Source organism: Rhodococcus sp. KRD197, from assembly GCF_017168235.1.
Classification (GTDB): domain Bacteria; phylum Actinomycetota; class Actinomycetes; order Mycobacteriales; family Mycobacteriaceae; genus Rhodococcoides.
On the sequence record NZ_JABFAO010000016.1, the window covers coordinates 143,302 to 155,663 of the forward strand.

At 63.5% G+C, this 12,362-nt stretch carries 13 protein-coding genes and 1 tRNA gene; 13 read left to right on the top strand and 1 reads right to left on the bottom strand.

Going from position 1 to position 12,362, the window contains the following annotated elements; all coding sequences use genetic code 11:
* The first annotated feature begins 5 nt into the window (after positions 1 to 5).
* From J1M86_RS22570 to J1M86_RS22585, 4 genes are all read left to right on the top strand, one after another.
* Positions 6 to 1,130 carry a pseudouridine synthase gene (locus J1M86_RS22570; RefSeq protein ID WP_075837534.1) on the top strand — a complete coding sequence of 375 codons (1,125 nt, stop codon included), beginning with the start codon at positions 6 to 8 and terminating at the stop codon, positions 1,128 to 1,130.
* Positions 1,130 to 1,813: a (d)CMP kinase gene (gene cmk / locus J1M86_RS22575; RefSeq protein WP_206511429.1), complete on the top strand. Its 684-nt coding sequence runs from the start codon at positions 1,130 to 1,132 to the stop codon at positions 1,811 to 1,813. Before J1M86_RS22570 ends, cmk begins: the two co-directional genes overlap by 1 nt.
* Positions 1,810 to 3,249, top strand: a complete 1,440-nt coding sequence (der, locus tag J1M86_RS22580) for a ribosome biogenesis GTPase Der (RefSeq protein WP_206511430.1) — start codon at positions 1,810 to 1,812, stop codon at positions 3,247 to 3,249. Before cmk ends, der begins: the two co-directional genes overlap by 4 nt.
* Positions 3,250 to 3,335: 86 nt before the next feature.
* Positions 3,336 to 3,409 (top strand) — tRNA-Pro (locus J1M86_RS22585).
* A gap of 132 nt (positions 3,410 to 3,541) precedes the next feature.
* On the opposite strand, the gene J1M86_RS22590 is transcribed toward J1M86_RS22585, so the two are convergent.
* Entirely contained in the window at positions 3,542 to 4,780 is a 1,239-nt protein-coding gene (locus J1M86_RS22590) for a site-specific integrase (RefSeq protein ID WP_206511431.1), read from the bottom strand.
* A gap of 238 nt (positions 4,781 to 5,018) precedes the next feature.
* Between J1M86_RS22590 and J1M86_RS22595 the strand changes: the two genes are divergently transcribed.
* From J1M86_RS22595 to J1M86_RS22635, 9 genes are all read left to right on the top strand, one after another.
* Entirely contained in the window at positions 5,019 to 5,234 is a 216-nt protein-coding gene (locus J1M86_RS22595; RefSeq protein ID WP_206511432.1) for an AlpA family transcriptional regulator, read from the top strand.
* Between the two features lie 282 nt (positions 5,235 to 5,516).
* Positions 5,517 to 7,301 (top strand): AAA family ATPase, encoded by a 1,785-nt coding sequence (locus tag J1M86_RS22600; protein ID WP_206511433.1) that lies wholly within the window; start codon positions 5,517 to 5,519, stop codon positions 7,299 to 7,301.
* 291 nt (positions 7,302 to 7,592) lie between these two features.
* Complete coding sequence (locus tag J1M86_RS22605; RefSeq protein WP_206511434.1) at positions 7,593 to 7,859, top strand: hypothetical protein; 267 nt, start codon at positions 7,593 to 7,595, stop codon at positions 7,857 to 7,859.
* Positions 7,856 to 8,893 carry a hypothetical protein gene (locus J1M86_RS22610; RefSeq protein WP_206511435.1) on the top strand — a complete coding sequence of 346 codons (1,038 nt, stop codon included), beginning with the start codon at positions 7,856 to 7,858 and terminating at the stop codon, positions 8,891 to 8,893. The genes J1M86_RS22605 and J1M86_RS22610 overlap by 4 nt, the downstream gene beginning before the upstream one ends.
* Positions 8,893 to 9,177, top strand: coding sequence for a hypothetical protein (locus tag J1M86_RS22615; RefSeq protein WP_206511436.1), 285 nt, complete (start codon positions 8,893 to 8,895; stop codon positions 9,175 to 9,177). The genes J1M86_RS22610 and J1M86_RS22615 overlap by 1 nt, the downstream gene beginning before the upstream one ends.
* A gap of 408 nt (positions 9,178 to 9,585) precedes the next feature.
* Positions 9,586 to 9,753 carry a hypothetical protein gene (locus J1M86_RS22620; protein WP_206511437.1) on the top strand — a complete coding sequence of 56 codons (168 nt, stop codon included), beginning with the start codon at positions 9,586 to 9,588 and terminating at the stop codon, positions 9,751 to 9,753.
* A gap of 6 nt (positions 9,754 to 9,759) precedes the next feature.
* Complete coding sequence (locus J1M86_RS22625; protein ID WP_206511438.1) at positions 9,760 to 10,185, top strand: hypothetical protein; 426 nt, start codon at positions 9,760 to 9,762, stop codon at positions 10,183 to 10,185.
* Complete coding sequence (locus J1M86_RS22630) at positions 10,178 to 10,519, top strand: hypothetical protein (RefSeq protein ID WP_206511439.1); 342 nt, start codon at positions 10,178 to 10,180, stop codon at positions 10,517 to 10,519. Before J1M86_RS22625 ends, J1M86_RS22630 begins: the two co-directional genes overlap by 8 nt.
* On the top strand, positions 10,516 to 11,157 hold the full coding sequence (locus tag J1M86_RS22635) for a hypothetical protein (protein ID WP_206511440.1): 642 nt from the start codon (positions 10,516 to 10,518) through the stop codon (positions 11,155 to 11,157). The genes J1M86_RS22630 and J1M86_RS22635 overlap by 4 nt, the downstream gene beginning before the upstream one ends.
* Positions 11,158 to 12,362: the final 1,205 nt, after the last annotated feature.

Below are 12,362 nucleotides of genomic sequence, written 5' to 3' on the forward strand. Positions count from 1 at the left end.
AAGAAGTGAACAAGCCCGCTCGCCGTGATGGCACACCGGACAGAAACAAACGACAGGATCCGCGCAGGAAGCCGACCACAGGTAGGTCGGAGGAGCCGCGCGAGGGACGCCGCACAGGGGACTCGCCCCGCGCCGGAGGAAAGCCCACCGGGCCCCGGCCTCCCCGTTCCGCAGCCCCACGCAAGGGCGCTGAGCAGCGCAAACCTTTCGAGGACCAGTCTGCGGACAGTGGTGTGAACGACCGCAGCAACGACGCCGTGCCGCGCAAGAAGCCGTCTCGGCCCAAGCCGCCGAAGCCGCAGAAGAAGCAGGCACCGTCGACCATCATCAACAACGCCAAGCCGGCGAAGCATCAGTACATCGAGTCCGACACCAAGCGTCGCCACGTGCCGCGCGGTGAAGGTGTTCGGCTACAGAAGGTGCTCGCGCAGGCCGGTGTCGCCTCGCGTCGCGCAGCCGAGGAGCTCATCGCGGACGGCCGCGTGGAGGTCGACGGACGCATAGTCACCGAGCAGGGCAACCGCATCGATCCCGATGTGGCCATCGTCCGCGTCGACGGCACCCGCATCGTCGTCAAGGAAGAGCTCGTCCACCTCGCGATGAACAAGCCACGCGGGTGGCAGTGCACGATGTCCGACGATCTGGGCCGCCCCTGCGTCGGCGATATCGTCTCCGAGCGCGTGCAGGCAGGGCAGCGTCTCTTCCACGTCGGACGGCTCGATGCCGACACCGAGGGGCTGTTGCTGTTCACCAACGACGGTGATCTTGCTCACCGGCTGATGCACCCGTCGTTCGAGGTGTCCAAGACCTACCTCGCGACATTGTTCGGCACCATCCCGCGCGAGGTCGGCAAACAACTGCGCTCGGGCGTCGTGCTCGACGACGGCCCCGTCAAGGTCGACGGCTACTCGCTGCTCGATGTCAGCGAGGGCAAGTCCCTCGTGCGCATCACCCTGCACGAAGGCCGTAAGCACATCGTGCGGCGTCTGTTCGAGAAGGTCGGCTACCCCGTCGGTCGTCTCGTGCGGACCGACGTCGGCAACATCGCGCTCGGCGATCAGCGTCCCGGAACTCTTCGCGTTCTGGGTCGCGGCGAGATCGGCAAGCTCTACGAGTCGGTCGGTCTGTGATGGCGGGTCTCGTCATCGCCATGGACGGGCCGTCGGGAACCGGTAAGTCGACGGTCTCACGCAGGCTGGCCACCGCACTCGATGCCCGCTACCTCGACACCGGTGCGATGTACCGTGTGGCGACGGTGTGGGTGCTGCGCGCCGGCGTCGATCCGACCGATGCAGGCAAGGTCGCCGACGTCGTGGCTACTCTGCCGCTGGACATCGGCACCGATCCCGCCGCCGAAGCCGTCACGATGGGCGGTGAGGACGTCTCTTCCGAGATCCGCGGCGCAGCCGTCACCAAGGCCGTCTCCGCCGTGTCGGCAGTGCCGAGCGTGCGTGAGCAGCTGGTGCAGATGCAGCGCGATATCGCGGCGTCCGCGCCGCGAATCGTCGTCGAGGGTCGCGATATCGGCACCGTCGTGCTGCAGAACGCCGACGTCAAGGTATTCCTGACGGCAACGCCGGAAGCGCGCGCAGACCGTCGCAACAAACAGAACGTCGAGGAAGGGCGCGGCGACGATTACGAAGCCGTGCTCGCCGACGTTCAACGCCGCGATCATGCGGACTCCACTCGCGCCGTATCTCCGTTGCGGCCTGCCGAGGACTCCGTCATCGTGGACACCAGCGACCTGGGCATGGACGGCGTCATCGCCGCGTTGCTGCAGGTTGTGCAAGACAGAACTGGAGTGAAGCAGTGACCGACGAATTGTATTCGGCCGAAGCCGCGAACGACGGAACGTGGAACGACGAGGGGGAGTGGGAACTCGTCGATCTCACCGAGGACGAGAACGGTGAAGCCGCCGTAGCGGTTCCGACTCTCGCTGTGGTGGGTCGTCCCAACGTCGGCAAGTCCACACTCGTCAACCGCATCATCGGCCGCCGCGAGGCAGTGGTCGAGGATGTGCCCGGTGTGACGCGTGACCGTGTGTCGTACGAGGCCAACTGGTCCGGACGACGATTCATGGTGCAGGACACCGGCGGCTGGGAACCCGACGCCAAGGGGCTGCAGCAGTCTGTGGCTCGCCAGGCCGAGTTGGCGATGAACACAGCCGACGCGATCCTGCTCGTCGTCGATGCTCGGGTGGGTTCGACCACCACGGACGAGGCTGTCGCGCGGGTACTTCGGCGATCGAAGACTCCAGTGCTGTTGGTGGCCAACAAGGTCGACGACTCCCGCACCGAATCCGAGGTCGCGTCACTGTGGTCTTTGGGTCTCGGTCAGCCGCATTCGGTATCTGCGACCCACGGCCGCGGTACCGGTGACTTGCTCGACAACGTGCTCGAAGCACTTCCGGAGACGCCCCGTGAGGGCATTCCCGGCGGCGGTCCGCGGCGAGTTGCGTTGGTGGGCAAGCCCAATGTGGGCAAGTCCTCGCTGATCAACAAGCTGTCCGGTGACGAGCGTTCCGTGGTGCACGATGTCGCGGGCACCACAGTCGACCCGGTCGACTCGCTCGTCGAGTTGGGCGGCAAGACATGGCGATTCGTCGATACCGCAGGCCTGCGAAAGCGGGTCAGCCATGCCAGTGGCGCCGAGTTCTACGCGTCACTGCGCACGAAGTCCGCTATCGAGGCAGCCGAGGTCGCGATCTTGCTGATCGACTCCTCCGAGGTGATCTCTGAGCAGGACCTGCGGGTGCTGAGCATGGTGGCCGACGCCGGCCGTGCGCTGGTGCTGGCCTTCAACAAGTGGGACCTCGTCGACGAGGACCGCCGGATGCAGCTCGAGAAAGAGATCGACCGCGACCTCGCTCGGGTTCCGTGGGCGCAGCGCGTCAACATCTCCGCCCACACCGGTAGGGCCGTCCAGAAGCTCGTTCCCGCACTCGAGACGGCACTCGAGTCCTGGGACAAGCGCATCCCGACGGGCAGGCTCAACACCTGGCTCAAGGAAGTTGTCGCGGCCACGCCGCCCCCGATGCGTGGCGGACGACTACCGCGGATCATGTTCGCAACGCAGGCGACGACGCGTCCGCCGACGTTCGTGCTCTTCACCACGGGCTTCCTCGAGGCCGGCTACCGCCGGTTCATCGAGCGGCGTCTGCGCGAGGAGTTCAACTTCGACGGCAGCCCCGTGCGTATCTCGGTCCGTATCCGCGAGAAGCGCGAACGGCCAGGCAAGGGACACCGCTGACAATTGCTCCGACCCGCCCCTGAGCAGGCGATTTCCTCTCAGGGGTGGGGCTGGGGTAATCTCATCGAGCGCCTTACGGGGCGCGGCGGGCTGTGGCGCAGCTTGGTAGCGCACTTGACTGGGGGTCAAGTGGTCGCAGGTTCAAATCCTGTCAGCCCGACACAGAGTTATTGCAGGTCAGGGGCATTATCCGAGCAATCGGGTGATGCCCCTTTCTTTGTCTTGGACCGCAGACAGACCGCACAAATTTTCGTCAGACCGCACCAGACCGCACCAGACCGGATTATTACCCTCACTCGATCGCAGTCAGATCGTCGGGGAACTCGTGCGAGTACACGTCGAGAGTTATCGACGGCTTCGAGTGGCCGAGCAGCCGCGAAACTTGCACCGGAGTCTTGCCCTGGCGGATCGCAGCGGATGCCGCGCTATGCCGAAGTCCGTGGACCGTGATGTCAACGCCCGCCAATTCTGCCGCTGGCGTGAACACTCTCCGGGACCAGTTCCGAAGCCTGAGCGGGTGGCCGTCCCGCTGAGCGAAGACGAACGCAGCGTCGTCGTCCGCGATCCCCTGAGCCCTTAGATGCGAGTCCAGCGACGCGACGAGGGCCTTACGGAACGGAACACGCCGGACCGACTCCTGTGTCTTCGGCGCACCGACATACATCACGCCGTCGACCTCGACGGCAGCCTCTGTGATGAACACCGTGGGTCGCGGAGAGTCGATGTCGAGTCGACCGACCCGAAGAGCGGCCATTTCGCCGAATCGGCACCCGGTGGCACCGAGAAGGCGGATCAGAAGTCCGTCCGGCGAGACCGGCACTTCGACGGTGCTCCAGTCGTCGGCGGGCTCAGCGTCCGTGAGCAAGTCGTTTCGTCGTCCCGGCGTCTTCGGTTGCGCGGCTCGATAGTCGGCCGCAGTCGCGATGCGTTCGACGTCGATGAGAGACGCGAACTTGCGGTCGACCAACTCTGCTGATGTGGAGGAAGCGACCTTGACGCCCCGTGTGGGGTCGAGGGTCACGATCGGGTCCGTGGGGTCCATCGCAATGGCGAAAATCTGCCGAAGGAGCTTGAGGGTCTGGCGCGCCGTCGCAGTGCTGACCGGGGTGCCCTTTTTCGTCGTCAGCCCGCGCACCCACATTTTGACGTCCTGGTGTTTGATCGAGCGGATCGGCGTGTTCTCCCACTTCGGCAAGATGTGCCCTTTCACGAGCATCTTGTACGTGCTCAGTGTCGAGGCCCGTCCGGTCAGTCCGTCCCGCCACCGCTGTTCGACCTGACCAAGAGTGATGCTCTCCTTCGAAGGCGCGACGTACCCGCCCGTTCCCATCGCCGTAACCTTGTCGCGAAGCCACCCGGCAGCAGCCTTCTTGGTGGCGAACGACTGGCTGACTGGTTTGCCGTTGGGGTCGACGTAGGTTGCCTGATACCGGAGACCGGAACCGTGGCGCGTAGTGGGCTCGCCTGTCTTGCTACTGATCCACCTGTCGTTGACGGGGAAGGTATGTCCAGGTGTGCGCTGCGAACTCATTCAATAGAACCTGCCATAAACGGCAGCAATTGACCACTTAACCTCTGCGGTCTAGATGTGATCTACATCACATGCATATACCCGACTTGACCAGCTGTTTAAAGCTTCGATCGCCAAAGCTGACATAGCCCCTGACCTGGCGATGTCCGATTCTTTCGTCAAAGTTGACATGTGGCACAACGGTTTTCGGCGTGATCTTATGTGGACAGCAAGACGCCGATAACCACAGGAGAACGCAATGAGAACTACGACGATCACAGCTCTTGTCGAGAACCGTCTGACAATCGACGCCGCAGCAATGGCGATCGGACAGGCCAAGCAAACGATGTACCAGTGGCGGAACCGTGGAATCGGCCCCCGCTCATACAAGTTGGGTAATCGGGTTTTCTATGACCGCGAAGACGTCGAGCGCTGGATAGCCGAACAGAAAGAGCTGACCGGCGTCGGCGCGTAACCGGGGACCTGAAACTCGTCACCCATCCCACCAGGCGCTGCTCACGCCGCACAACGCCTACGAAAGATGGTCCCCAGCAATGCTTTACACAAAACAAGAAAGCCCCGGCATCTCTGCCGGGGCCTCCCACCGAAACCGTCACCTACCGCTAAGTCACCGGATTTCGTCTCCCGAGGCGATTCTAGCGCGTACGACCGACATTTTCTCATCTCCCGTTTTCTGGGGTTGCGTCGCGTTGCTCTCCAACGTCGTCGCGCTGGTCTCGATCTTCGGCGGTGCACGATGATCGCCGTCTCGCCCACGTACGCCGAACTCGCTGACTCCGGCATGACACGAGACGAATATCGCGAGTACTGGACCAAGGCGCAGGCCACCAGCCGACTCTCGCGCTCGGCTCAGCGGGTGCACGAGCGGTCGATGCTCGACGCGTTCCTTACGGACCGACGAGCAGTGTTCGCGCCCGACATTCGCACACTGCTCACTTTTCTGTCCGCCCTGCCGATCGACGTCTACGACTACTTGGACAACGCCGGCGACGTCGGTCGGCTCTGGACGAATGACCGGCTATGGGACTGGGATCAACTCGACGTGTCGGACCAGCGCGCAGTGCTGTTTCTTCGCGTGGACGATGACACCCGCCGACTGTTCGCGCCGGAGCACTTGGCCGAGCACCCTGGCGTGCGAGTGTTCGCGTCCGACCCTGGACTACGGCTGGACCACCAGTTCGACCAATTCGAGTCGGCGGGTTTGGATCTGGACGACTTCACCCCGCTTGTCGAAGTCGAAGCCGCCGAGACCGTAGCCGCCGAGCGGTTCTATGCCGCACCGGAAGCCTACGCAACCGTCGACATGTCGGTTCTCATGTGGAATTGGTCCCGTCTGAGCGCCAACGACATTCGCGCCGATGAAGCCCGCCTGGAGAAGTTCGACACGATCGCCGAAGGCTTCGGAGAACTGACCCGTCAGTTTCACGCTGCCAAAGCCCACGAGCTTGCCCGCGAACGCGAAAACCCACCCAAAGACACCGAGACAGCCGAGGACCCCGAGGACACGATGACTGACACCGACACCGAGTCGTTCGAGTACGACCCGGAAGATAAGCAAACGCTGGGTCTGCTCGATTGGTCCCAACTGCTCAGCGGTGAGCCCGAGCCGTTCGAATGGCTCGTGCCGGGGGTTTTCGGGCGCGGTTTGTTGTATCAGCTTGTCAGCGCGCCGAAGGTCGGGAAGTCGCTCATGGTGCAAGAAATCGCATACCGTCTCGCCGCCGGCAAGCCGACTTTCGGCACCGATCTATCCGAGGGTCATACCCGCTCCGAGGAGCCGATCACGGTGCTCTACCTTGATCGCGAGAACTCGCGCGAGCTGGTGCGTGATCGTTTTCTCGAGATGGGAGCGAGTCCCGAAGACCTTGCCCGCCTGCACTATGCGAGCTTCCCCGCAATCGAGCAGCTCGACGCCGGCGGTGCGCGCGACATCGTGGCCCTGGCAAAAGCTATCGACGCGCAACTAATCGTGCTGGACACAGTGTCCCGATTCGTCAGCGGAGCTGAGAACGACGCCGACACGTACCTAAGGCTGTATCGGGAGCTGTTGGTCCCGCTCAAGCGTGAGGGCCGAACGATCATCCGTATCGACCACACAGGTAAAGATGCGGCTCTCGGTGCGCGAGGCAGCTCAGCGAAGACCGGCGACGTCGACTGCTCTTGGATCATGCAAAAAGGCGCTAGCCCGTCGCGGTTCAAACTCGTGCGCGAAGTAGACCGAACAGCGCACCACCCCGACGTGGTTCACCTGTTGCGACGACAGAGCCCGCTACGGCACGAAGTGGTCACAGGGAAGGTGACGCTTTCGGACCTCGCCGCCGACGAGATCGAGGACGCGATTGAGCGTCTGCCGGAAGAAGTGCTCGCACTGATCGCGGACATGGACGCCCGCAACGTTCCATCGACAGCGGGTCGGGCCAAAGCTCAGGAGCAATACCTCGCGAGCGGCGGAGACCTGCGCGTCGGTACAGACGGATGGTCCGAAGCGGTGCGTTTCCGAAAGGCCAGAAATGCCCAGTAGTTCCACATTCCGCACCCCCTCTGACCAGGGCCGGGACAGTTTTCAGGTCAGGTCGGGACAGCCTGACCAGCGGAAATGCATTTTTGGGCCGATTTTTCGGAAACTGTCCCGGTCAGGTTTTCTGCCCCGGACAGGTCAGGTCAGAAACGCATTTCCGCTGGTCAAACTGTCCCGGACAGGTCAGGACAGTTTTTCACCGGTCGCCCCAGGACAGGTCGGGGTGTGTACGAAGTACACCCCCGGCTGGACGACTGACAGCGGGACAACCAAATAACAGGAAGTGAGCACATCATGCCGACCCTGACGTTCCCCACCGAACCGTGGGAGCAACACCGACAGCGGGCCTTGGAGAAGTTCGCGAACGTGCTCGACCAGATCGCTAGTTGCGCCGATTGGGTTCACGTCGACGTGGCCCCGTTCGAGGCAAGCGACGGCAAGACGTCCTGGGACGTGGTGGTCCGAATCGATGGGCACTACGCCAACCGACACGACGCCGAAGCCGTCGCAGAGTTTCTGCGCACACCAAGTACCACCAACGAAAGCGAGACCGCATCATGACCACCTTCAACCCCAACAAGCCGCCGACGAACGCCGACACCCTCGCCGAGGAAGTCGGCGACGACTACGAAACCGACGACAACCTGCTCAGTTCCGAGGCAGTGCAGCGGGGCAACCGAGCGGCCATGAGTGACGCCGCGCAGCGAGAGGCCAATCTCATCATCGGGACGACGCATGTGGGTGCGGCACAGCGCGACCTACGACTCTCCGAAGACCGAGCAACAGCCGAACGCACGAGGGCTCAGATCGACGCACAGCGCGGTGGACCGACGATCACCACCTCGTTGCGCGGAGAGGTCGGCGAGGCCGTGAGCGAGCTTCTGGACCTTCGCAAGATCGACGCCGCGTTCTCCAAGGTCACCGAACGGGTTCGCGGCGAGGTCGCGACCATCGAGGAGGAGAAGCGGGCCGAGGCGCGAATGCTCAATGGTCTGCTGGACGCTGCCCTGGACGCCGCACGAGCAAAGCAACGGACCCCTGACGTCCTGGCACCGTTCATTGGATGGATCGAGCACCAGCGACCGGATGGACGCCCGGAAGGGTACGCCGTGACCGTCTTCGCGAGCCTGAACGAACGACAAGCCCAGGAGCGGGCCGAGCGGGTACGGGACAGCGCGCTGGAGATTGAGAAGCTGCTCAATTCGGCGACGTTGCAGATTCTCGGCACGGCAGGCCGTGCAGCGGACGTATTGACCGAAGCCGGGTTGTCCGTGGACGCTACGGCCGACGAAGTGGTCGACTCGAACGACCCGGCCGTAAGCACTGCCTGGCGAGCATGGCGGGAAGCCGTGGTCCGGTGGACCGAGGTCCAGTCGACGCGTCGGTGGCTATCGGTCGTGTTGGCGTCGGGGTTCGATCCGAAGCGGCCCACCGAGTTGCTGAGCGACACAGACGCCGAGCGAGTTTCGTGGAGTGGCCAATACCAGGGGTCCGAACTGGTAGGGGTCCACGGAGCGCATGGTGCGCTGGCATGGTGGCTCAGCAATGGCAGGCCAGCAGCCGCAGGGGTCGCACACATCGAGAGCGAGGCGTGATGAGCGGCAAGAAGGGCTTCGGTCGTTACTTGTCAGACGATCATCGAGTGGCGTCCGTGCTTCGCGCGAAGAAGGCGAAGATCGAGCGCGACGAGCGCCGACGCGAACACGAGAACGAGATGGCGTTGAAGCGCTCGAAGCTCGAAGCTGATCGGCAGGCTGAGCAGTCCAACGCGCAGGCTCAGCTCGACGCAGGTCGGCAGGTCGGTGGAGGATCACCGCTCAAGAGCGCTCAGAGGCGCGAGAACGCCGGTAGAGGGTTAGGCCGGTACTTGGACAACTGACAGCAGCCGACGCCTCAGCGTGGCGCACAGCCCCGGCACTGCACTGGTGTGTGGTGACCGGGGCATCGTCGTGAAGGGGTAGGGGGTGGGACCCCGGTACCCCCTGTCTCGAGGAAGGCATCCGCGTCCTGCCAATCCTCACGCGAGAGGTTCTAAGAGTATGCCCTCCCAGGCCAGATATAGGCTCTGGCCAGGCGTTTTGACCCACCTAGAGGCCCTCCACATCGACCGTGGAGCGATGTCCCACCCACCAGCGGGGCGAACTCCACTGGCGCTTAACGCTTTTCGCTAGATCAAGCGGGTCGGACATCAGCGGGAAGCACCAGCGGGTTGGACTTTTGACAGCGTTCGTAAGCTGATCACATACCCCAACCGGGTACCCCTACAACGCGAAAGCGACGGCCGAACATGGCGATACCGCAACCCTCGGCGACCACCAGAGCCGAGCACATCACAGCAGCCGAGTACGCACTCGCGCGTGCCTACAAACTCGCCGACGCGAACGAGAACGTCGACCCCGAGTTCTGGCTGTCGCTCTCGGCGCAGCACTCGATCCTCGCGCAACTGAAGGCGTAACCGGACATGACCGAAACGACTATGAGCGGGACCCTGAAGAGCTTCTACTCAGGTAAGGCCACCGAGCTAGGTCTTGCCCTCGAAGACGACGACCTTGCGATTCTGGAGCAGATCACAGGCACGGCCGACGTGATCGCCGAGCTTCAGCTCGACATCGAGACGAACGGCGCTGTCCAGAAGACCCAAGCGGGCTCGACCAAAGTCAACCCGGCAGCCGCCGAACTGCGGCAACAACGTCTCGCCCTCACCCGCCTACAAGCAACCCTCGACCACCGAATAGACAAGGCAGCCGGACAACTACGCGCCGGCGGTTCCGGTGGTCTCCGGCCGGTGCGAGGAACCTACGGCACCAACGCCCCCGGCGAAACGTCGGAGAACAAGACCCGCAACGAAACTCGACAGCGGGGATCACGAGGACGGCGACATGGTTAAGGCCCTCACTGCACCGCAGACGGCCGAGCAACGATCCGCCGGCGTCGGCCCCTTCAGCATGTCCGATCTTCCCCAGGAGCTACGCCCCGACGCCTGGCGCGAGTGGCTCGCCGAGGTCAACCGCGAGCCTACGACGGAGTGGGAACGAGAGGCCGCATGGCCGGACGGTGACACACCGAACCCGTTCGCGAGTGTCGGTGAACAACGCGCATTCGCCCTTCCGACGCCGGCGAGCGGCTGGCGGGAGACTGTCGCCGACCGACTCCGAGACGACGCAGTGGCCGAGTGGTGTGAGAACAACGGCGTGAGCCGGTGGCAGCGGAGCGCGCGATGACTACGGCCGACGTCTCTCTGATCGTGCCGGCGACGTGTCCACGCGGTCACGTCCTGGAGCCGCGCACAGTGACGCTCGATGTTCGGGTCGTCCAGCACACGAAGACGAGTCGACGTCTCGACGCGACGTCTTGGACGTGCGTGCCCTGCCTGCGCGCCGAGTGCTACACCGCGCACACGGGTGAACCCGCACCCGCCGAGATACTTCGCGCCGACAACTTTTGTAGGCAGCACGGCTGGTCATCTTCGAGCGGCTGGTCCAAGCGGGTGCAATTCGGCAGCGGCCACCAGTTCACCGACCGCGACAACACCCCCGACAAGACCGACAAGAAACGGAGCAAGAGCATGTCTCACCGCGACCCGACCGCCGTTGCGGCACTCAGCGCAACCGTGGGAGCGACACAGAACCGACCCGAGCCCACCTGGCGCGACTTTCTCGACCTCACCGAATTGCCGACCGAGAGCGACCGAAAAGACGTCGAGCAGATCGGCTTGGACGCGTGGCGCGAAGCGCGCGCTTATGCCCGGTACCGGCGACACCGCCACGGACGCGCGGCGGGTACCTCCGGCGCCAACGGCAGCGACCGCCGATCGTCGCCGTTTCCAGACCGCACTCAGACCGCACTCAGACCGCAGTAATTCAGCCAAGCGGGTTTCAGGCCAAGCAAACGGAGATAGAACGAGATAGCATCGGTGCAGGTCAGAGGCTAAATGCGGAGAAACTGCGATAAAACGAGAAAGCCCTGGTCAAGCAATTACACATAACTGGGGGTCAAGTGGTCGCAGGTTCAAATCCTGTCAGCCCGACAGATATTGCAGGTCAGAGGCGGTTTCGGAGAAATCCGGGGCCGTCTTTTCTGTGTGCGTGCCGCGAGGATGTCACTACTCGTTTCTTGCCGCCCGAGATGGTGCTGTTTTCGGGGTTCAGGTGGATCTACCACGGTCCTGGCATTTTTGGCTTGGTCGGGTGTGGACGGTGGCACTTGATTCGGCCAGTTGGTGGTCAGGTGGCCAGGCGACGGACGGCGGGTCCGGTGGCGGGCCGGTCCGTTCGGGATGTAACGCGCCGCTGGGAATGGTTACCCGTCGTGGGTGGCATTACGGGCATAACGTCCTTATCGACGGGACGCGCGTTCCGTCGAGAGCGAGTGGCAGTGTTCTTGCGGCGCGCTCGGTGACCAGGTCGAAGTCGATGACACCGAGCGCCGTTCTGCGGCTGGCGAGGTGACCAATCACGAGGTCAGTGTCGTCCGACGGGAGGGGGATGGCGGGGTGTGAGCATCGAGATCGTCGATCGGTGGCTCGATGACATTCCGTCGATCGCGGGTATATCTTCGGCTGTGGCCGCAGTCGTCGTCTCGAAAGGTGCTGGTGCAGCTATGACCGACAGGGGACGAGTTCGTCGGTATTCGGTCGATGAGGGGTGGGGGATCATCGAATCGGACGCAACCCCCTGGTGGATGCCTCGTCCAGGTCCTCAGCATCCACACTGCGTCCGGAACACTGACTGCGGGAGAGGAAGTCGACCTCGGGTCCGAACCTCTGCCGGCGGGAGTCGAGGAAGAGTCGTTCCGCTTCGCCGCTCTTTCCGTGCGTCCAGCGGGGTCCGATGTCGAGCCGCCTGCGGTCGCCGCTGATCGACCGCGGTTCACCGGCAGATCGTGGACATCGAAGTCCTAGGTGCCGGTCGCTGGCTTGTTTCGATGATCGCCAGCACCGGTGGGATTGTCGACCAGGGGTACGGGGTGTGTGCGGGATTGTCGTAGATGTCCGTTAGGTGACTCTGGGCGTTGGCCAACATTTCAGAAGCCGGCTTTGAATGCGGTTACCGGTCGTGGCGAGCG

Bases quoted from the DNA above. Each gene is read 5' to 3' on its own strand.
- cmk (WP_206511429.1), top strand. From the start codon at position 1,130: ATGGCGGGTCTCGTCATCGCCATGGACGGGCCGTCGGGAACCGGTAAG.
- J1M86_RS22590 (WP_206511431.1), bottom strand. From the start codon at position 4,780: ATGAGTTCGCAGCGCACACCTGGACATACCTTCCCCGTCAACGACAGG.
- J1M86_RS22595 (WP_206511432.1), top strand. From the start codon at position 5,019: ATGAGAACTACGACGATCACAGCTCTTGTCGAGAACCGTCTGACAATC.
- J1M86_RS22600 (WP_206511433.1), top strand. From the start codon at position 5,517: ATGATCGCCGTCTCGCCCACGTACGCCGAACTCGCTGACTCCGGCATG.
- J1M86_RS22605 (WP_206511434.1), top strand. From the start codon at position 7,593: ATGCCGACCCTGACGTTCCCCACCGAACCGTGGGAGCAACACCGACAG.
- J1M86_RS22610 (WP_206511435.1), top strand. From the start codon at position 7,856: ATGACCACCTTCAACCCCAACAAGCCGCCGACGAACGCCGACACCCTC.
- J1M86_RS22615 (WP_206511436.1), top strand. From the start codon at position 8,893: ATGAGCGGCAAGAAGGGCTTCGGTCGTTACTTGTCAGACGATCATCGA.
- J1M86_RS22620 (WP_206511437.1), top strand. From the start codon at position 9,586: ATGGCGATACCGCAACCCTCGGCGACCACCAGAGCCGAGCACATCACA.
- J1M86_RS22625 (WP_206511438.1), top strand. From the start codon at position 9,760: ATGACCGAAACGACTATGAGCGGGACCCTGAAGAGCTTCTACTCAGGT.
- J1M86_RS22630 (WP_206511439.1), top strand. From the start codon at position 10,178: ATGGTTAAGGCCCTCACTGCACCGCAGACGGCCGAGCAACGATCCGCC.
- J1M86_RS22635 (WP_206511440.1), top strand. From the start codon at position 10,516: ATGACTACGGCCGACGTCTCTCTGATCGTGCCGGCGACGTGTCCACGC.